Origin of the sequence: Bacillus sp. FSL W8-0770 (assembly GCF_038008705.1) — a bacterium.
Classification (GTDB): domain Bacteria; phylum Bacillota; class Bacilli; order Bacillales; family Bacillaceae_G; genus Bacillus_A; species Bacillus_A cereus.
Genome location: NZ_JBBOZR010000001.1, coordinates 5,057,809 through 5,076,355 on the forward strand (window position 1 = coordinate 5,057,809; position 18,547 = coordinate 5,076,355).

Here is an 18,547-nt window from a genome sequence, read left to right on the forward strand (position 1 = left end):
TTTTATAAAGCACGGCTAATAACAAGTTTCTGTATTTCACTTGTTCCTTCATATATTTGCGTGATTTTCGCATCACGGAAAAATCGTTCTACTGGATAGTCTTTCGTATAACCGTAACCACCAAATACTTGCACCGCCTCAATCGCGACTTCAACCGCTGTCTTAGAAGCAAATAATTTCGCAATAGATGCTTCTTTACCGCATGGTAATCCTTGTGCCCTAAGAGATGCCGCTCTATATACGAGTAACCTTGCTGCCTCGACACTTGTTGCCATATCTGCAAGCTTGAAGCCAATCCCTTGCTGCGCCGCAATTGGCTTCCCGAATTGCTCTCTTTCTTTTGCATAATCAATTGCACAGCCAAGCGCCGCTTCAGCAATTCCTAAAGCCTGCGCACCGATTCCAATTCGCCCAACCTCTAAATTCGCCATCGCCACTTTGAATCCTTGTCCTTCTTCCCCAAGTAAATTCTCAGCTGGCACTTTCATATCTTCAAAAGTAAGTTGTACTGTACGAGAACCGAGAAGTCCCATCTTATGTTCATCTTTTCCAATGATTAAACCAGGTGTATCTTTCTCTACTATAAATGCAGAAATACCACTTTTTCCTGCCTCTGGATTTGTAGAAGCGAATACAATGTATGTACTTGCTTCACCACCATTTGTAATAAACACTTTCGATCCATTAATAATATAATGATCACCTTTTTTCACAGCTCTTGATTTCAAACTCCCTGCATCTGATCCTGCATTTGGCTCTGTTAAAGCAAATGCACCTAAATATTCCCCGGTTGCAAGTTTAGAAACATATTTTTTCTTCTGTTCTTCTGTTCCGAAATATAAAATCGGATTCATTCCAACTGACGTATGTACAGCTAAAATTACACCAACTGTTGCACTTACCTTTGAGATTTCCTCAATTGCTAGAATGTAAGAAATAAAGTCCATTTCTGCCCCGCCGTATTTTGCAGGCGCTGGAATACCCATTAATCCAAGCTCACCCATCTTTTGCAAAATCTCTTTCGGGAACACCCCTTGTTCCATACTAGGAACAAAGGGAGCTATTTCCTTCTGTGCAAAATCCCGAACCATTTTCCTCATCATTTGCTGCTCTTCATTAAAACGAAAGTTCATATATTCCGCCTCCATTTGCTATATATCCTTTAAATAATTTGGTAAGACCACTATGTTGTAACAAAGGGGGCATTTATTCGTAAACGTAGAATCCACGACCTGTTTTACGCCCTAACCATCCTGCATTCACATACTTACGTAATAATGGACATGGGCGATATTTACTATCTCCTAATCCTTCATGCAACACTTCCATAATGTATAAACACGTATCTAAACCGATAAAATCAGCGAGTGTCAAAGGCCCCATCGGATGGTTCATACCAAGCTTCATGACTTCATCAATTGCTTCTTTCGTCGCTACACCTTCATATAACGTATAAATTGCTTCGTTAATCATCGGTAGTAAAATGCGGTTTGATACAAAACCTGGGAAATCATTCACTTCAACTGGTACTTTCCCAATTTTTTTCGTAATATCTTCAATTGCTTCATATACCGCATCATCGGTAGCCAAACCACGAATAATCTCAACAAGCTTCATAACTGGGACTGGATTCATAAAGTGCATACCGATTACTTTTTCCGGACGCTTCGTTACCGCTGCAATTTCTGTAATTGGCAGAGATGACGTATTCGTCGCTAAAATTGCGTGTTCTGGAGCAATTTCATCTAGATTCGCAAAGATTTTCTTTTTAATATCCATTTTCTCAACAGCTGCTTCAATAATAAGATCCGCTTCTTTCACACAATCTAAATCAAGCGTTACTGTAAGACGATTTAATGTCGCTTCCTTCTCTTCTTCCTTCATGCGTCCTTTTTCTACTTGGCGCGCTAAGTTTTTCGTAATGATAGCCATTCCTCTATCTAATTGCTCTTGCTTTAAATCTTGTACCTTCACGTCATATCCTGCCATTGCACATACTTGTGCAATTCCTGATCCCATTTGCCCTGCACCAATTACAACAATGTTTTGTACACCCATTTTTTCTTCCCCCTTAATTGTTAATAAATTTTATACCCTCGAACTTTAATTAGTGAACTTCAATCATCACTGCGTCCCCTTGACCGCCACCGCTACAAATCGAAGCAATTCCAATTCCGCCGCCGCGCTGCTTAAGTGCATGGATTAGTGTAACGATAATGCGCGCTCCGCTTGCTCCAATTGGATGTCCCATCGCTACCGCGCCGCCATTTACATTCAATTTTTCCGGATCAATTCCTGCGATTTCTGTACTTGCAATTGCTACCGCTGCAAATGCTTCATTAATCTCGAATAAATCGATGTCTTCAATTTTCTTGCCTGTTTTTTCAAGCAATGCGTTAATTGCATAACCTGGCGTTCTTGGGAAATCTTTAGATTCCACTGCAATTGCTGTATGTGCCAAAATTGTCGCTAATGGCTTTCTTCCTTCTTGCTTCGCTCTGTCTTCGCTCATTAATACAAGTGCGGCACCACCATCATTTAGTCCCGGCGCATTACCAGCTGTCACCGTCGCTGTCTTATCAAATACAGGTTTTAACTTTGCTAACTTTTCAATCGTTGTATCTTCACGTGGCGCCTCATCCTTTGCAACGACAATAGGATCGCCTTTTCTTTGTGGAATCGTTACTGGCACGATTTCCTCTTCAAAACGCCCTTCTTTATGCGCTGAAACCGCACGCTGATGGCTACGATATGCCCATTCATCTTGCGCTTCGCGAGAAATTCCATCTTCCTTCGCAACTTCTCCACCGTAAACACCCATGTGTGTACCTGAAAATGCGCATGTTAAACCGTCAGCAATGTTTAAATCAACAACTTCGTTGTTACCCATTCTGTATCCCCATCTTGCTCCGCGTAAAATGTAAGGACTGTTACTCATCGACTCCATACCGCCGGCTACAATCAGTGATTGATCGCCAGTACGAATAATCTGATCCGCTAACGTAACCGCACGAAGTCCTGATGCACAAACTTTATTCACTGTTTCCGTCTGCACTTCCCAAGGGATTCCAGCAGCCCTCGCAGCTTGGCGCGATGGAATTTGCCCCTGTCCACCTTGAATAACCGTTCCAAATATAACTTCTTCAACATCACTAGCCGCAACATTTGCTCTTTCAAGCGCTGCTTTAATTGCAATTCCTCCAAGTTCCGTCGCTTTTACATCTTTTAAAGATCCTCCAAATTTTCCAACTGGTGTTCTTGCAGCACTTAAAATAACTGTTTTACTCATGTTTCTTTCCCCCATTTCATTTTTTAACACTGAGCGCTCGCTCGGTATCCCTACGTTGAGAAGAGGTGCAATCATTGCACCTCTTTCTAAAGTTGTATACATTCTTACAAATTACATCGCTTCTTTTTTCTGTCCGATAACAGATCGTTCTAAAATCTCTGTCACATCAAGAGTTTGAACTTTCTCTTCTACCTCTTTCGCTTTCGTTCCATCACTGATCATCGTTAAGCAATATGGACAACCTGTACCGATAATGGATGGCTGTACAGCTAATGCTTGTTCTGTACGAGCAACGTTAATACGTGAACCTGTTGTTTCTTCCATCCACATTAAGCCACCACCTGCACCACAGCACATTCCCGTTTCACGGTTACGTGCCATTTCTACAAGATTCACCCCAGGAATCGCTTTCAAAATGTCACGTGGCGCTTCATACACTTCGTTGTATCTTCCTAAATAACAGGAATCATGGTACGTAACTGTTTCTTCAATAGCGTGAACAGGCTTTAAGCGCCCTTCTTTCACCCACTGAGCTAACAATTCTGTATGATGATAGACTTCTGCTTGCAAGCCAAAGTCCGGATACTCATTTTTAAATGTGTTATAAGCATGAGGATCAATCGTAACGATTTTCTTCACTCCTGCCTTTTCAAATTCTTCGATATTCTTTGTCGCCATCTCTTGGAATACAAATTCATTTCCAAGGCGGCGTGGTGTATCTCCAGAATTCTTTTCTTTATTACCGAGAATTGCGAATGAAATGCCTGCTTCGTTCATTAACTTCGCAAACGATATCGCAATCTTCTGACTACGATTGTCGTATGATCCCATTGAACCAACCCAGAATAAATACTCGAATTCCTCCCCAGCTTTTGATTTTTCTTTTACAGTTGGAACTGTTACTTCGTCATCACCTTGGCGCCATGTTTCACGCTCTTTACGGTTCAGCCCCCACGGATTTCCTTGACGCTCGATATTTGTCATCGCGCGTTGTGCTTCCGCGTCCATTTTCCCTTCAGTCAAAACGAGATATCGACGTAAGTCAATAATTTTGTCAACATGCTCATTCATAACTGGGCATTGATCTTCACAGTTACGACACGTTGTACATGCCCAAATCTCTTCTTCTGTAATAACATCTCCGATTAAACTCGGATCGTAAGCGAGCGTTGTAGACGCTGATTCTTGTTGCCCTTTTCCAGCTGCCATCATCGCTAACTGATTTCCTTGTGTATTATTGAAGGCAACTACTGGAACCCAAGGTGCTTTTGATGTTACCGCAGCTCCTTTATCAGTTAAATGATCGCGAAGTTTTAAAATTAAGTCCATCGGTGATAACATTTTTCCTGTTCCTGTTGCCGGACACATATTTGTACAACGGCCACACTCTACACAAGCGTATAAGTCAATAAGTTGATTTTGTCTAAAGTCTTCAATTTTACCAACACCAAATGTTTCTTGCGTTTCATCTTCAAAATCAATCTTTTCAAGCTTCCCTGGGTTTGAAAGACGACCGAAGAATACATTAGCTGGTCCTGCAATTAAATGCGCATGTTTTGATTGTGGAACATACACTAAAAACGTTAACAAAATTAGTAAATGCACCCACCAAGAAAAATAGAACACTGAAATGGCTACGGTTTCATTTATCCCGCTAAAAACGTAAGCGATTGCAGAAGCAATTGGTTCACTCCATGAAAGCTCCTCGCCATGCCATATAAGTCCCATACCGTTACCAAGTAGCACAGAAATCATTAAACCACCGATAAAAATAAGAACAAGACCTGATTTGAAGTTACGTTTTAAACGAACAAGCTTTTCTACATAACGTCTATGAAAAGCCCAAAATACTGCAATTAAAATAACAAGTGTGACAATTTCCTGGAAGAATGTAAATGCAGGGTATAGTGGTCCAAGTGGAAGATGTGATCCTGGTGCGAGTCCTTTCCAAACGAAGTCAATTGCTCCAAATTGGACAAGAATAAATCCGTAAAAGAACATAACGTGAATGATGCCGCTTTTCTTATCTTTCAGCAGCTTTTTCTGACCGAAAACATTGACCTTAAGGAGATCCCAACGCTCTTTAAAACGACGGTCAAACTCAATTTTTTTTCCTAATTGTATGTAGGCCATTCTCGTCCGTATAAGATATACAAACAAATATCCTGCATAAGCAATAACAGCAATGGCAGCCAGCCAATTAATAATCAGTAAGCTATTCATTTTTATGCTACCCCTCTCTTTGTAAGCCCTCTTTCTTTTTGAATCTTCAAAAATATATAATTTTCTGAATTATATCCCCTATCCCCATTATATAATGAGTGAGCATTCAGTCAACAGTTTTTTGTTATAGAACAACACATTTTTTCATAAAGCTGTTTATTTCGGTGAAACTATAAAGTGAAACTTTAATCAGTAGGGGCGGTTCTTCCCCCGCTGATTATTAGTTGAACCAATCGGGCTTTTACGGGCAGTTGATTTCCTAACTAGCTTCTGCTTATTCATCAATTTTTGAAATAGGAAGCTTACTGCCCGTTAAAGCGGGGTAAAGTGAAACTTTAACCAGTACAACATCTATCCTCTAAAGAAATTTATAATAACAGCCGTGCTACCCATATCATTTGTAACACACTGAAGGTGAAAAGAATGCGAAGGAGGGAATTCACTGATGCTCTACTTATCTCTTTTGTTAATATCCGTTGCTCTTTGGATTACAATTGACCTTTCATACGGGCGACTTCTTCATTTAAAACGAGTAAGCTCTCGCACTTTCCCTTTACGTCAAAGTGATTTTCGCCTTTATACATACGGGAAAGATTTATATGACGCTTTATTTACTGACATAAAACAAGCACAGCACCACATTCATATTTTATTCTTCATTGTAAAAAACGATAAAATCAGTCGTGAATTTTTAAAATTGTTGATTGATAAGGCTCAGGAAGGAATTGAAGTACGACTTTTACTTGATCGATTTGGCAGCCATTCTTTATCAAACGAAGCTATTCGCTCCCTGCAAAAACATGGTGTATCTTTTTCATTTTGTCATAAGGTAAAATTTCCTCTTCCTTTCTTTTCTGCCAATCAAAGAAATCATAGAAAAATTACAGTGATTGATGGGAAAACCGGCTATATCGGGGGATTTAATATTGGCGAAGAGTATCTAGGGCATAATGAACACTTAGGATTATGGCGAGACTATCATTTACGTCTTACAGGAGAAGGGGTTCAAGATTTACAAAAGCAATTTTTACATGATTGGTTTGATGATACGAAACAGAATTTATTGGATGCTTCTCTTTATTTTCCAAAACAACAACCAGGTACCATCCTGCATCAATTTATTCCGACTGATGGTGCTTATTTACAGCATACTTTTTTACATTTAATTAACGCGGCAAAAAAAGAAATCTGTATCGGTACACCATATTTCATTCCTGGAAAAAAAATTATGAATGCCTTATTAAAAGCAAGAGAAAGAGGGGTTCAAATCACAATTCTTGTTCCAGAAAAAGCTGATCACCCTCTCGTTCGGGAAGCAAAATTCCCGTACTGCCGAAAATTAATACAGGCTGGTTGCAATATTTATGCATTTCAACAAGGGTTTTTTCACGCCAAAATTATTATAGTGGACGATGATATTTGTGATATCGGAACGGCAAACTTTGATATGAGAAGTTTATATATTAATCATGAAATAAACTGCCTGTTATATAATAAACATTTCATTCAAACAGTAAAAAATAAATTCCATGAAGATCTAGAGAATGCATCCGTACTTTCCTATAGCGATGTAAACCCGCCTTCTCTTATCGATAGAGGAAAGGAATGGATTGGAACAATGTTTGCTTTCTTTTTATAGGAAAGACAATGAATAAAAGAGGTGTATCTCATATGATTATACGGTTTGGATATGTCTCACATGCAATGGCACTCTGGGACTGTTCTCCTGCCAAAACAATGACGTTTACAAGCTTTAAGAAACTTAGCAAGCAAGAACGAGAAGACAAACTGTACCATATTATAAGGCAAAATTTAGAGCACACAATACGTATCCTTCATTACAATATAGCACATGAAATCCCACTATATCGCCTATCGTCTTCCATCGTCCCACTTGCAACACATCCCGAAGTCGAGTTTGACTATATTGGGGTATTCACACCACTTTGGCATAAAATAGGGGCTTTAATTAAAGAACACAATTTACGAATAAGTTTTCATCCGAATCAATTTACGCTATTTACAAGCGACAAACCACATATTACTACTAACGCTATTACGGATATGACTTATCATTATAAAATATTGGATGCTATAGGCATTGCAGATTCTTCTTACATTAATATTCATGTAGGTGGAGCCTATGGAAATAAAGAAAAGGCAATTGAGCGCTTCCATGAAAACATAAAAAAACTTCCTACACATATAAAAAAACAAATGACTCTTGAAAACGATGATAAAACCTATACAACCGCTGAAACTTTATCAATTTGCCAAAAAGAAAATATCCCATTTGTATTTGATTATCATCATCATATGGCTAATCTTTGCGAAGAACCACTAGAAGAGTTGCTTCCTGCAATTTTTGAAACTTGGTCACATACAAATATCTCTCCTAAAGTTCACATTTCCTCCCCGAGATCGGAAAAAGAATTTAGGGCCCATGCTGAATATATCGATTTAGAGTTTATTAAGCCTTTCTTACACATTGCGAAAAAAAACAATCATAATTTCGATATTATGATTGAAAGTAAACAAAAAGACTTAGCACTATTCCAATTAATAGATGAACTTTCTGCTATAAGAGGAATGAAAAGAATAGGTGGTGCAAAGTTACAGTGGTAAATTGTAACTTTGCACCATTTTTTCAAAAAAGTAATTTTTATAGTAAAAAATATTCTATTTTATATGCTATTATTTAAATTAGCATTTTCTCCCCGAGATTCAACTTTATTGAAACGGAGTCACAATATGATTAATCAAAAAAAGTATATACAATCTGTCATAATATACATATTTATATTTGCTCTTTGGATATTCCTTATACCAAATGAGTCGAATATAAAAGAAATCGGGATTCTTTTCTTATTCTGTTTCGCTGCACTTTTTTCTTGCTATTGCTTATGTAAAGCGATTAGAAAAATGACGCATGGTGATAAATTATTTTGGATTTTATTATTATGTACTTGTCTATGCGGGTTAGCTATGGAGATAACTTTATTTCTTCCTTCACTTTCTATTCATAAGCAAGTTATATTCTCATATAAAGCATTACCTTTTTTTATCATACAATATGTTTTACTCTTTGTTGGATTTGCTATAAAGTTTATAAAAATTTACTCTATTAAGGGTCTTGCTCAATTTTCATTCGATAGCATCTTTATTGTTATTATGAACATTTATTTCACTTTAACTTTTATCTTGGACCTTTCAAACTTCCGTATGTTAACAAAGGAAACTTGGATTTTAATTGGCTATTTCATTGCACAATCATTAGTAATTTACGCCGTTATTAGTCTATATAGAAGAGAACAATATTCTTCGAGTAGAATCGCATTAATTATCGGTTTCACTATTATACTCGTATACGGTTACATTCATCTGTTTCAATTAAATTTTGGGATGAAAACTTCTCCTGAATTTAATTATTTAATACACACTGCTTCTATTTTATTAATTGGACTTTCTTCCATACTATATATCTTGGATAAACCAATGCAACATGAAACGAAAGCAAAATATTATCGATTCGATTATGTACGTTTTATACTACCTTATTTTAGTATAATTATTACTTTTTCCTTTATCATCATTCAACCTTGGGATGATAAATTTATGTTAATTGGTCTCGTATTATCACTTATTTTGTTATTCTTGCGGCAACTTTACATGTGGAAAGATAATCAAGCACTAATCCTTACATATGAACAGTTGACTACACAACTAGAGGACGAAGTTGAAGAAGGTGCATTTGCATTATCAAAAAGTGAACAACGCTATAAGTCTTTATTCGAAGATCATCCCGATGCCGTTTTCTCTTTAAATATGAATGGCATTTTTCAACAATCTAATAAGGCATGCGAAAGCTTATTTACTGCCTATTATTGTGAAGTAGCAAGCTATTCTCTGGTACACTTCATTGATTCAAAAGACCACGAACTACTAAAGAAGGCTTTACAAATTACAAAGAAAGGTAGGCCACAAACGTTAGAAGTTCGTACAAAAGAACAAGAAGGCTATTATTATTATCTTCATATTACACTTATCCCTACTTTTATAAACAAAGAAGTGGTCGGAATGTTTGGGATAGCGCGTGATATTACCACTCTATATGAAAAACAAAAACAAGTAGAGCATTTAGCCTTTCACGATGCACTTACTGGATTACCAAATCGTCGAAAGTTCGAAAAAGATTTAAAAGCCATTTTAAATACAGCCCAAACTAACGCAAATGATGTCGCCGTCATATTCCTTGATTTAGATCGATTTAAAAAAATTAACGATAGACTTGGCCATGACGTTGGAGATTTATTATTAATTGAAGTAGCAAAAAGATTACGCGGTTGCTTGCGTTCAAAAGATATCGTCGCTCGCCAAGGTGGAGATGAGTTTACAATTCTGTTACCAGAAATGTACTCAGAAAAAAGTGCAATTTTTATAGCTGAACAGATTTTAACTATTTTAAACAAACCATTCTTCATTCAAGGCGAAGAACTCTCTATTACACCAAGTATCGGAATTGCGATGTACCCTGATTATGGAACTGATGTAAATGAATTAATGAAAAATGCTGATATGGCTATGTATCGTGCGAAAGCAAATGGAAAAAACCGATTTGTTTTCTTCTCAAAAGAAATGAGTATCGCTCAAAATGAAATTCAATTCTTAGAAGGTGAACTTTCAAAAGCATTACAACAAAATGAATTTTTCCTTGAATACCAGCCACAAGTAAGCACAAAAACAAAACAAATTATCGGTTTTGAAGCATTAATACGTTGGAAGCATCCAAAACTCGGTATCGTATCTCCTGCCCAATTTATTCCTCTAGCAGAGGAAACTGGTTTTATTATTGAACTTGGCAATTGGATTTTACGTACTGCCTGTTTAGAGGCAAAAAGATGGCATAATCAAGGTTTCTCTCACTTAAAAGTTGGTGTAAATTTATCTGTTGTTCAATTTAACCATGCAGATTTAATCCCAACTATTTCAAAGGTGTTGGAAGAAACAGAACTGAAACCAGAAGCACTAGATATTGAAATTACGGAAAGCATCGCAATTAATCAAAATCAATCTGTAGTTGCAAAACTAGAACAACTTCAAAATCTCGGTATTCAAATTTCAATCGATGACTTTGGAACTGGTTATAGTTCTTTAGCTTATTTAACAAAATATCCAATCAACACATTAAAAATCGCTCGAGAGTTTATTTGTGGAATTACAACTAGCCCTTTAGAAGAAGCAATTGTCTCTTCCATTATTACACTATCAAAAGAACTAAATTTAGAAGTGATTGCAGAAGGTGTAGAAACAGAAGAAGAATGGAAATTTTTACATAAACAAAATTGTGATCACATTCAAGGATTCTTTATTAGCAAACCTGTTTCTAGTAAAGACGTTTGGATGTTACTCCATAAAAAAACAACCGTCTAAGTAAGACGGTTGTTTTTTAGAACTCAAAAGGTACTTCATTAGCTAATTGTATCTCTTGATTATTATGAGAAATTATTTGGTTTTTCTCTAATGCTGTATCTCCTAATGAAATACCCCATGCCATCGCTAACGTTAGTAAACTACCAATAAGTAGTTTTTTCATATTCCATCACCCGCATTTTTTCTTTAAATATATCATGAAAAATTATCCAGACTTTATGCAATTATGCATATTTGTTCTTTATGTCTTTTTTATTTCTTCATTTTTTTTATAAGTGATTCTTTTAATTCATGGTTTCCTAATATATCAAAAAAGAAGCATGCTTTTTCGTAAGCATCTTCAATTTCTGCTCTATCACACCCAAGTTTTGCTAAGCATTCACCTTTTCGAAAGTATAACTGTCCAATCAATGTCATACTGTTAATTCGACACGATAGGTCAATGGCTTTATTTGCGTGACAAAGCGCTTCTTCGTATTGATTGTCTATGTATAATGCTTTTGCATGATTATGTCTCACCTTCACATCAAACTCTTTGTTATCATGCAATGCCTCTAATTGTTTTAATATATTTTCAAACAAATCAATACCCTGCTTCAAATAGCCGTTTTCAGCATAAATGTTTGCAATTGCGTTTTCAATATAAAGGTTCTGATATACATCTATTCCTACCAGTTGTTGATTGAGCAATTTCTTTAATTCTAAAATGCAATATTCGTAATCGATTTTTTTCAATACGTAAGCAGCTACATAATATTGCCATTGAAGAAATTGCTGAAGCTCGGGATGATATTCTTCCTTTTTCAATTCATTGCATACTCTATTATAAATTTCTTTATATTTTTTTTGCTTACAAAGCAGAATAATTTGATCTTTTAACTGCTTATTCCTCTCAATATCAGAATAAATAAGTACCTCATAAAAATGAATGATGGGAACTTGTAATTTTGCTGCAATACCTTGCAATATATCCATACTTGGGTATACCGCGCCCGATTCAATTCGACTTACTTCCGATTGATGACATATGTTCTCGGATAACTGTTTTTGTGTTAATCCTCTCATCACCCTAATTTTCTTAATTTCACTTCCTAATTTTTCTGCGTGCATACTTACTCACCATCCCATTATAACAATCTAATTTTTTAAGTTGTCATACCACTACAATAATGTGAATTCGACAATTTTTGATATGAAATAATGCATAATATATATATAATTCGGCAAATTTTTCATACAATTCATCTCACATACAATAATAGATTAGGAGTGTTATAGATGAATTATAGAAAACTTGCTAGTGCTTTCGTTACATTCGGTCTTCTTTGCCCTTTATCAACAGAAGCTATTCATGCTCAAGAGTTAGACAAAAGTGCAGTCAAAGTTGAAATTGCTCAGCCTGGTTTAACAATCGGGAAATTAACACAACCTCAAAATGATACGAAAGAAAATATTGCTAAAAAGTATTTAAAAGGTGAGGTAAATGGGGCGAAAGCTCAACAAGAACAAGTCACTACTGAAAAAAATGTAGATTTCCAACCTACAAATAAAGAAACTAAAGAAAATCAAACCGAAGTTCGCCTTGCACAAACATATAAAAACTATAAAGTATATGGCCAAGATCTCATTGTAAAAGTAGATAAAAATGGAGTGATCACAACTGTTAGTGGTAAAGTTGTTCAGAATTTAAATCAACAACCTAATCTTACTATAACAAATTTTTTGTCGAAAAATGAAGTAAAATCTAAATTACGCGATATAGTTCAAATTCCAAGTGATGCAGTTGAGACAGAATTCTCTAGCGAAACCGTTGTTTACAAGAAAAAAGATGGCTATTATACATTCGCAACTGTTATTACATTTACTTATGAAAACAATGAACAAATTATAAACGGCAATGCTATCGTTGATCTAAAAACTGGCGAAGTACTTTTCCAAGAAAAGTTCATTAAAAACAAAGAGAATAAGACTATAAATCAAGTAACATCACCTAGATTATCCCCTGCAAGTGAGCAAGGAACTGGGAAAAATGCACTTCAAGAAAACATCTCTTTCAATATTGCCAAAGGAACTGATGGGAAATTTTATTTAGCGGATTTATCACGCGGAAATGGTATTTATATTTATAATGCAAACTACGCCGATTCCCTCGGAGGATATAGTCAAGCTGGTTATCCAGGGACACTAATTTCAAGTAGCAATCCTAATTTTGCAGATAAAGAAGCCGCGGGCGCTATGAAGAATATGAGTGATATTTACGATTACTTTAAAAAAGAACATAATCTAAAAAGTTACGACAATAAAGATTCAAAAGTTGTTGCTAGTGTACACGGTTTTGATTCTACTGAAGTTAGTGATGGTGTAAAAGAAGACTATGTAAATGCATTTTGGCATCCCGCTTGGAACCAAATGGTATTTGGTGATGGTTTAGGCGGAAAACTAACATCCGCTCTTGATGTAACAGCTCATGAATTTGGACATGCTGTATTCAGTGGCACGACGAAAAATAAAGTCGTGAGATATCCAAGCGCTGAAACATCTGCACTAAACGAGGGATTAGCGGATTTCTGGGGTACACAAATCGAATATTACGTAAAGAAAGATAAAGGAAACTGGATTATGGGCGATACATTAGGTGACCTAACAATTCGTGATATCCCAAGGGAAATTGGTGACGGCGGTCATAAATTATATACAAATTTACAAGATTTCTATAACGATGGTAATAATCAAGAATCACACGTGAATTCTGGTATTATCAGTCACGTATTATATCAATTAGCTGAAGGTAAAACATATAACGGTGTTGCTGTTCAAAAACAAGGAAATGAAAAAGTAAGTAAAGTTGTTATGCGTGCATTGCAAAATTATGCAACTTCCGCTGAAGACTTTGAATCACTTCAATCTCACATCGTACAAGCTGCAAAAGATTTATATAGCACTGCCGTATCAAATGAATTTGCAAAGGCATTTGAAGCACACGGTTACAAACCGTTACAAAAAGTAAATAAAGTAATAGAAGTACAATAATTATAAAAAGAAGGTTACCTCTCATAGGTAACCTTCTTTTTATATCCAACCCTTTTCTTCCGCAATTGTAATTGCCTCAATTCTATTTTTCGCATCGAGCTTCGTTAATACTTCAGAAATATAATTACGTACTGTGCCCGGCGAAAGATAAAGTGTCTTCGCAATTTCGTTTGCCGTCTTTCCTTCTTTCGCAAGCAACAATACTTCCTTTTCGCGATCTGACAACGGATTTTGCTCCTGCCATAGGCCGAACATTAAATCTTGGGAGACCTCTCGTTTTCCCTTCATTACATTACGAATTGCTGCCGCTAAATCTTCACTTGGGCTATCCTTTAATAAATAGCCGTGCACACCAGCTTTCATTGCTCTTTCAAAATATCCCGGCCGTGCAAATGTTGTTAAAATCATTACTTTGCATGATGATTTTTCTTTCTTTAACGCTTCAGCAACATCTAATCCACTTTGAATCGGCATTTCAATATCCATAATACTTATATCCGGTTTTAACGATTCAATTAATTTTAGCGCCTCTTCCCCGTTTGCCGCTTGTCCAATTACTTCGATATCATCTTCTAGATCAAGCAGAGCCCCTAACGCACCACGAAGCATCCGCTGATCTTCTGCAATAATAATTCGGATCATGCCCTCACCTCATCTTTTCCTGTTCTAATAACAACTGGAACTTTTACTGTTAACAACGTCCCTGGATTGATTGTACCTAGTTCAACAAATCCATCAATAAGAGCAATTCGTTCTTTCATGCCACGAATACCATTTCCATCATGATTTTGATCTGTTAAACCAATTCCGTTATCTTCTACTTTCAAAATTAGTTCACCTTGTGATTCTAATACAGAAACTGCGCACCGCGTCGCCTTACTATGTTTTACAACATTTGTAACGGCCTCACGTAAACACATCCCGACAATATTTTGTTCAATTGGTGATAACGAGCTCGATCTTGCTTCTTGCCTCACTTCTAATTCAATATTAGCTGCTTGTAAGATTGCTTTTATTTGCTCTAGCTCTTCTTCTACCGTAATCATACGCATATCAGAAATTAATTCTCTCAGCTGTTTTAAGGCTGTACGAGACGTTTGTGTAATTTCCTTCGCTTCCACACTTGCACGCTCCGGATTTTTCACAATTAACTTCTCTACAAGCTGGCTTTTCAAAGTAATAAGAGATAGCGTATGTCCTAATGTGTCATGAAGATCTCTTGCAATCCGCTGCCGTTCTTCACGTTTTACTAAGTCTTTAATTTGCTCGTTCGCCTCATCTAATTGATTTCTTAACATCTTTTTCTGATTAAAATTACGCATACCAAATGGCGTAAGAAGCATTAAAATAAACATCGGGACGATATTTACTAAACTTGTTGGTGTTAGTTGATTCATATTTACAAATACAAATGCTCCAAGCATTATAACTAACGAGCATAACAGCACTTGAAATACTTTCTTATTCGGCGCAAATCCCATCGCACTTGCTGTGAAAAAGCCAAAAAATATCATAAAAGGATTATAAAATAAAGCAAATAAAAAAATGAGTATCATTTGAATGCATGCCCATAAAATAAACGTCTTCTGAACAAAATAAAGCTGACGGTATGTGATAATAAAAAGTATCAACATACCGCTCCCTAGCACAAGCTTCCATCCTGATGCTTGTGCTAAGTGATAAATTGGAAATAATAGATAAACAAACCACATGTACGGAAAGAATCCCATATGTTTCGGAAAAATCTCAATCCTCTTCTTCTCTATCATTTATACCGCTTCCTGTCTTTTTCTTATATATATTGATACTACAACAAATATAAGGAAATAACCTCCTAATACCGCGATATTTTCCCATCCAATTGATTTTCCAGCTACAATATCCCACGCACCACTTCCGAAATGGTATGTTGGTGTCCATTCACCAATCGTTCTTAATATTTTTGGGAATACTTCAATCGGCATCCATAACCCGCCAACTATAGCTAAACTCATATTTAAAATATTAGCTAAGCCAGCAGCTGCGTCCGCCTTCTTAATGGAACCTATTACTGTTCCTAACGCTAAAAATGGTGTTACCCCTAACAATAACCATAACCCCGCACCAATCCATTGCCCTACCGTTAACTCAACATGATTAATTAGTATCCCTGCAATAAAGATAACTAATATTGAAAAAGCATTTACTACTGTTTGAGCGATAATTTTTGCTGTTAAATATGCTCCCTCTGGAAGCGGTGTAATTTTTAGAAGATGTGTCCATCCTTGCCCTCTTTCCTGAGAAAGCCTTACACCGAAACTAAAGAGTGCAGTCCCTACAATACTGAAAGTTGCCATCGAAATTAAATAATGTGCTTTCCACGCATCTCCGTTTTGTGGTACTTGAACAACATTTGTGAAAATGTAGTAAAACATAACAGGCATTAATAATGAGAAAAAGATAAATAATTTATTGCGGAATGTACGTAAAATTTCTATTTTGCACTGCATCCATAACGCTCTCATGCGATTTCCTCCTTCTGATTTGCAACGAATTGTTCAAATGCCTCATCAAGACTTCCACGTTCAACTGAAACATCTGTTACAGGTAAACTCCTTTGATAAATGGCTTTTAAAGTTGCATCCGTATCCTCCGTTGTTAAAATGAAGCGGCCTTCGTTTGACTTTACTTCTATTACATTTGGTAATTCCTTTAGTAATTTTGTAGGAATGCTTTCCTTTGAGTAAAATGTGATTGTTTTTCTCGAAATCGTTGCTTTCATTTCGTCTGGTGTACCATCTGAGATAATCTTTCCGTTCGCAAATAATAAGATACGATTTGCTAAAGCATCTGCTTCTTCTAAATAATGCGTCGTTAAAATAATCGTTTTCCCTTCACTTGCTAACTTTCGAATCGTTTCCCAAAACGTTCTTCGAGACGTAATATCCATTCCGACTGTCGGCTCATCTAAAAATAACAAATCCGGATTTCCCGCAAGTGCAAGTGCAAAGTTTAACCTTCTTTTTTGCCCACCTGATAATTTCTCACATCTTTGCTTTCGCTCTGATTCTAAATTTGATAACTGCAGTAATGTTTCTTTCTCTATAGGATTCGTATAATAACTACGGAATAACTCAATTGCCTCTTCCACCGTAATACTATCAATGACACTTACTTCTTGCAGCATCGCACCGAGGCTATTACGAACATCTTTATGCTTTGGACTCTTTCCAAATATAGAGACCTTACCTTCCGTTGGTTCCTTTAATCCAAGCATCATCGACATCGTCGTTGTTTTCCCCGCACCATTTGGACCAAGCAACGCTACTATTTCCCCTTTATTTACATGAAATGAAACATTATTTACTGCGTTTTTATGTTTAAATGTTTTAGAAACATCATTTACTTCAATAATCTTTTCCATCTCTCCACCCCCGCTGTTTCTTATATTTACATTGTATTCCTTGGAAAACTTAGGAAACAGTATGATGCGTCATGACATCGATATGACAATTGTCATGTATTCTTTATGAGAGGAATCAACCTGCATACCGCAAGCGAGTAGCAGGACGAAAATAAACATGATACAATCGGATAAGATATATATTCGAGGAAGGACAGTGGTTTTCATGATTATTCGTAATGAACAAGATTTAGAAGGCTTACGAAAAATCGGCCGCATCGTTGCGCTTGCACGTGAAGAAATGAAAAAACAAGCGAAGCCAGGTATGACAACGAAAGAGCTTGATTTGATCGGTAAAAAAGTATTAGATGAGCATGGTGCTATTTCTGCACCTGAAAAAGAATATGATTTTCCAGGTGTAACTTGCATTAGTGTAAATGAAGAAGTTGCTCATGGTATTCCAGGAGATCGTGTATTAAAAGAAGGCGACTTAGTAAACGTCGATGTATCCGCTGCACTTGATGGCTATTATGCAGATACAGGCATTTCATTTGTTCTTGGAGAAGACGAGGCAAAAGAAAAACTTTGCCAAGCAGCGGTTGATGCATTTTGGGCAGCAATGAAAAAGGTTAGAGCTGGCTCAAAACAAAATCAAATTGGTCGTGCTGTTTCAAACTTCGCACATAAAAGTGGATACAATGTTATCCAAAACTTAACTGGTCACGGCATTGGTCTTAGCTTACATGAAGCACCAAATCACATTTTAAGTTACTATGACCCAATGGATAATGCGCTTCTAAAAGACGGTCTTGTTATCGCTGTAGAACCGTTCATCTCTATGAAAGCTGATCATATTATTGAACGTGGTGACGATGGTTGGACATTCGTTACACCAGATAAAAGTCTTGTTGCACAATGTGAACATACCGTTGTCGTAACACGCGGTGAACCAATAATCTTAACAGAAATCTAATACCAAAAACGGCTGTTTTGTAGATTTATTCCACATAAAACAGCCGTTTTTTATTTTTGGGAAAATATGTGAACTAGTGTTGAACTCTTTATCATTTAAGTATATAATCTTTAGCGGAGGTTACTTAAGCTTATCTTTACTAAAAAGATATTGTAACTAAGGAGTAAAACACCTTCTTTCCTATTGTTTAAACAGGCTCAAAAATGACCGTAGTAACGTG

The 18,547-nt window shown here is 36.4% G+C and carries 15 protein-coding genes; 5 read left to right on the forward strand and 10 right to left on the reverse strand.

Annotation, left to right across the window (positions count from 1 at the left end):
- Nucleotides 1–2: 2 nt before the first annotated feature.
- The 4 genes from NST27_RS26130 to NST27_RS26145 all read right to left on the reverse strand — a co-directional run bounded on the left by NST27_RS26130 (nucleotide 3) and on the right by NST27_RS26145 (nucleotide 5,512).
- Nucleotides 3–1,133 carry an acyl-CoA dehydrogenase gene (locus NST27_RS26130; protein ID WP_047387279.1) on the reverse strand — a complete coding sequence of 377 codons (1,131 nt, stop codon included), beginning with the start codon at nucleotides 1,131–1,133 and terminating at the stop codon, nucleotides 3–5.
- 73 nt (nucleotides 1,134–1,206) lie between these two features.
- A complete protein-coding gene (locus tag NST27_RS26135; RefSeq protein WP_000538880.1) occupies nucleotides 1,207–2,058 on the reverse strand; it encodes a 3-hydroxybutyryl-CoA dehydrogenase in 852 nt (283 codons plus the stop codon).
- Nucleotides 2,059–2,107: 49 nt separating this feature from the next.
- A complete protein-coding gene (locus NST27_RS26140) occupies nucleotides 2,108–3,391 on the reverse strand; it encodes an acetyl-CoA C-acetyltransferase (RefSeq protein WP_009327427.1) in 1,284 nt (427 codons plus the stop codon).
- A gap of 9 nt (nucleotides 3,392–3,400) precedes the next feature.
- Nucleotides 3,401–5,512 (reverse strand): heterodisulfide reductase-related iron-sulfur binding cluster, encoded by a 2,112-nt coding sequence (locus NST27_RS26145; RefSeq protein ID WP_001086776.1) that lies wholly within the window; start codon nucleotides 5,510–5,512, stop codon nucleotides 3,401–3,403.
- A 445-nt stretch (nucleotides 5,513–5,957) separates the two neighbouring features.
- On the opposite strand from NST27_RS26145, the gene cls reads away from it, so the two are divergent.
- From cls to NST27_RS26160, 3 genes are all read left to right on the forward strand, one after another.
- The gene (gene cls / locus NST27_RS26150) at nucleotides 5,958–7,151 is read left to right on the forward strand and encodes a cardiolipin synthase (protein ID WP_000966427.1); all 1,194 of its coding nucleotides are present in this window, start codon (nucleotides 5,958–5,960) and stop codon (nucleotides 7,149–7,151) included.
- 32 nt (nucleotides 7,152–7,183) lie between these two features.
- Nucleotides 7,184–8,137, forward strand: a complete 954-nt coding sequence (gene uvsE / locus NST27_RS26155; protein ID WP_047387337.1) for a UV DNA damage repair endonuclease UvsE — start codon at nucleotides 7,184–7,186, stop codon at nucleotides 8,135–8,137.
- 126 nt (nucleotides 8,138–8,263) lie between these two features.
- Nucleotides 8,264–10,942, forward strand: a complete 2,679-nt coding sequence (locus NST27_RS26160; protein ID WP_047387281.1) for a DUF4084 domain-containing protein — start codon at nucleotides 8,264–8,266, stop codon at nucleotides 10,940–10,942.
- Between the two features lie 16 nt (nucleotides 10,943–10,958).
- On the opposite strand, the gene NST27_RS26165 is transcribed toward NST27_RS26160, so the two are convergent.
- Together NST27_RS26165 and NST27_RS26170 are read right to left on the reverse strand one after the other, a co-directional pair.
- Nucleotides 10,959–11,105 carry a quorum-sensing peptide PapR gene (locus tag NST27_RS26165; protein WP_000734726.1) on the reverse strand — a complete coding sequence of 49 codons (147 nt, stop codon included), beginning with the start codon at nucleotides 11,103–11,105 and terminating at the stop codon, nucleotides 10,959–10,961.
- Between the two features lie 89 nt (nucleotides 11,106–11,194).
- On the reverse strand, nucleotides 11,195–12,052 hold the full coding sequence (locus tag NST27_RS26170; protein WP_000542925.1) for a helix-turn-helix domain-containing protein: 858 nt from the start codon (nucleotides 12,050–12,052) through the stop codon (nucleotides 11,195–11,197).
- Between the two features lie 168 nt (nucleotides 12,053–12,220).
- On the opposite strand from NST27_RS26170, the gene NST27_RS26175 reads away from it, so the two are divergent.
- A complete protein-coding gene (locus NST27_RS26175) occupies nucleotides 12,221–13,972 on the forward strand; it encodes a M4 family metallopeptidase (RefSeq protein WP_001109509.1) in 1,752 nt (583 codons plus the stop codon).
- Nucleotides 13,973–14,011: 39 nt separating this feature from the next.
- On the opposite strand, the gene NST27_RS26180 is transcribed toward NST27_RS26175, so the two are convergent.
- From NST27_RS26180 to NST27_RS26195, 4 genes are read right to left on the reverse strand one after another with little or no spacing between them, the layout of a single operon-like run.
- Entirely contained in the window at nucleotides 14,012–14,614 is a 603-nt protein-coding gene (locus NST27_RS26180) for a response regulator transcription factor (RefSeq protein ID WP_000619246.1), read from the reverse strand.
- Nucleotides 14,611–15,741 carry a sensor histidine kinase gene (locus NST27_RS26185; RefSeq protein WP_000570611.1) on the reverse strand — a complete coding sequence of 377 codons (1,131 nt, stop codon included), beginning with the start codon at nucleotides 15,739–15,741 and terminating at the stop codon, nucleotides 14,611–14,613. Before NST27_RS26185 ends, NST27_RS26180 begins: the two co-directional genes overlap by 4 nt.
- Nucleotides 15,742–16,476 (reverse strand): ABC transporter permease, encoded by a 735-nt coding sequence (locus tag NST27_RS26190; RefSeq protein WP_001202431.1) that lies wholly within the window; start codon nucleotides 16,474–16,476, stop codon nucleotides 15,742–15,744.
- Nucleotides 16,473–17,375 carry an ABC transporter ATP-binding protein gene (locus NST27_RS26195; RefSeq protein ID WP_000411110.1) on the reverse strand — a complete coding sequence of 301 codons (903 nt, stop codon included), beginning with the start codon at nucleotides 17,373–17,375 and terminating at the stop codon, nucleotides 16,473–16,475. Before NST27_RS26195 ends, NST27_RS26190 begins: the two co-directional genes overlap by 4 nt.
- Before the next feature lie 157 nt (nucleotides 17,376–17,532).
- Here NST27_RS26195 and map point away from each other — a divergent pair, with 157 nt between their 5' ends.
- Nucleotides 17,533–18,327, forward strand: a complete 795-nt coding sequence (map, locus tag NST27_RS26200; RefSeq protein ID WP_003313889.1) for a type I methionyl aminopeptidase — start codon at nucleotides 17,533–17,535, stop codon at nucleotides 18,325–18,327.
- Nucleotides 18,328–18,547: the final 220 nt, after the last annotated feature.

What these genes read in the sequence shown, in the direction of transcription:
- cls (WP_000966427.1), top strand. Translation starts at nt 5,958, where the DNA reads ATGCTCTACTTATCTCTTTTGTTAATATCCGTTGCTCTTTGGATTACA.
- NST27_RS26140 (WP_009327427.1), bottom strand. Translation starts at nt 3,391, where the DNA reads ATGTATACAACTTTAGAAAGAGGTGCAATGATTGCACCTCTTCTCAAC.
- NST27_RS26190 (WP_001202431.1), bottom strand. Translation starts at nt 16,476, where the DNA reads ATGAGAGCGTTATGGATGCAGTGCAAAATAGAAATTTTACGTACATTC.
- NST27_RS26170 (WP_000542925.1), bottom strand. Translation starts at nt 12,052, where the DNA reads ATGCACGCAGAAAAATTAGGAAGTGAAATTAAGAAAATTAGGGTGATG.
- NST27_RS26145 (WP_001086776.1), bottom strand. Translation starts at nt 5,512, where the DNA reads ATGAATAGCTTACTGATTATTAATTGGCTGGCTGCCATTGCTGTTATT.
- NST27_RS26180 (WP_000619246.1), bottom strand. Translation starts at nt 14,614, where the DNA reads ATGATCCGAATTATTATTGCAGAAGATCAGCGGATGCTTCGTGGTGCG.
- NST27_RS26165 (WP_000734726.1), bottom strand. Translation starts at nt 11,105, where the DNA reads ATGAAAAAACTACTTATTGGTAGTTTACTAACGTTAGCGATGGCATGG.
- NST27_RS26195 (WP_000411110.1), bottom strand. Translation starts at nt 17,375, where the DNA reads ATGGAAAAGATTATTGAAGTAAATGATGTTTCTAAAACATTTAAACAT.
- NST27_RS26175 (WP_001109509.1), top strand. Translation starts at nt 12,221, where the DNA reads ATGAATTATAGAAAACTTGCTAGTGCTTTCGTTACATTCGGTCTTCTT.
- NST27_RS26130 (WP_047387279.1), bottom strand. Translation starts at nt 1,133, where the DNA reads ATGAACTTTCGTTTTAATGAAGAGCAGCAAATGATGAGGAAAATGGTT.
- uvsE (WP_047387337.1), top strand. Translation starts at nt 7,184, where the DNA reads ATGATTATACGGTTTGGATATGTCTCACATGCAATGGCACTCTGGGAC.
- map (WP_003313889.1), top strand. Translation starts at nt 17,533, where the DNA reads ATGATACAATCGGATAAGATATATATTCGAGGAAGGACAGTGGTTTTC.
- NST27_RS26185 (WP_000570611.1), bottom strand. Translation starts at nt 15,741, where the DNA reads ATGATAGAGAAGAAGAGGATTGAGATTTTTCCGAAACATATGGGATTC.
- NST27_RS26160 (WP_047387281.1), top strand. Translation starts at nt 8,264, where the DNA reads ATGATTAATCAAAAAAAGTATATACAATCTGTCATAATATACATATTT.
- NST27_RS26135 (WP_000538880.1), bottom strand. Translation starts at nt 2,058, where the DNA reads ATGGGTGTACAAAACATTGTTGTAATTGGTGCAGGGCAAATGGGATCA.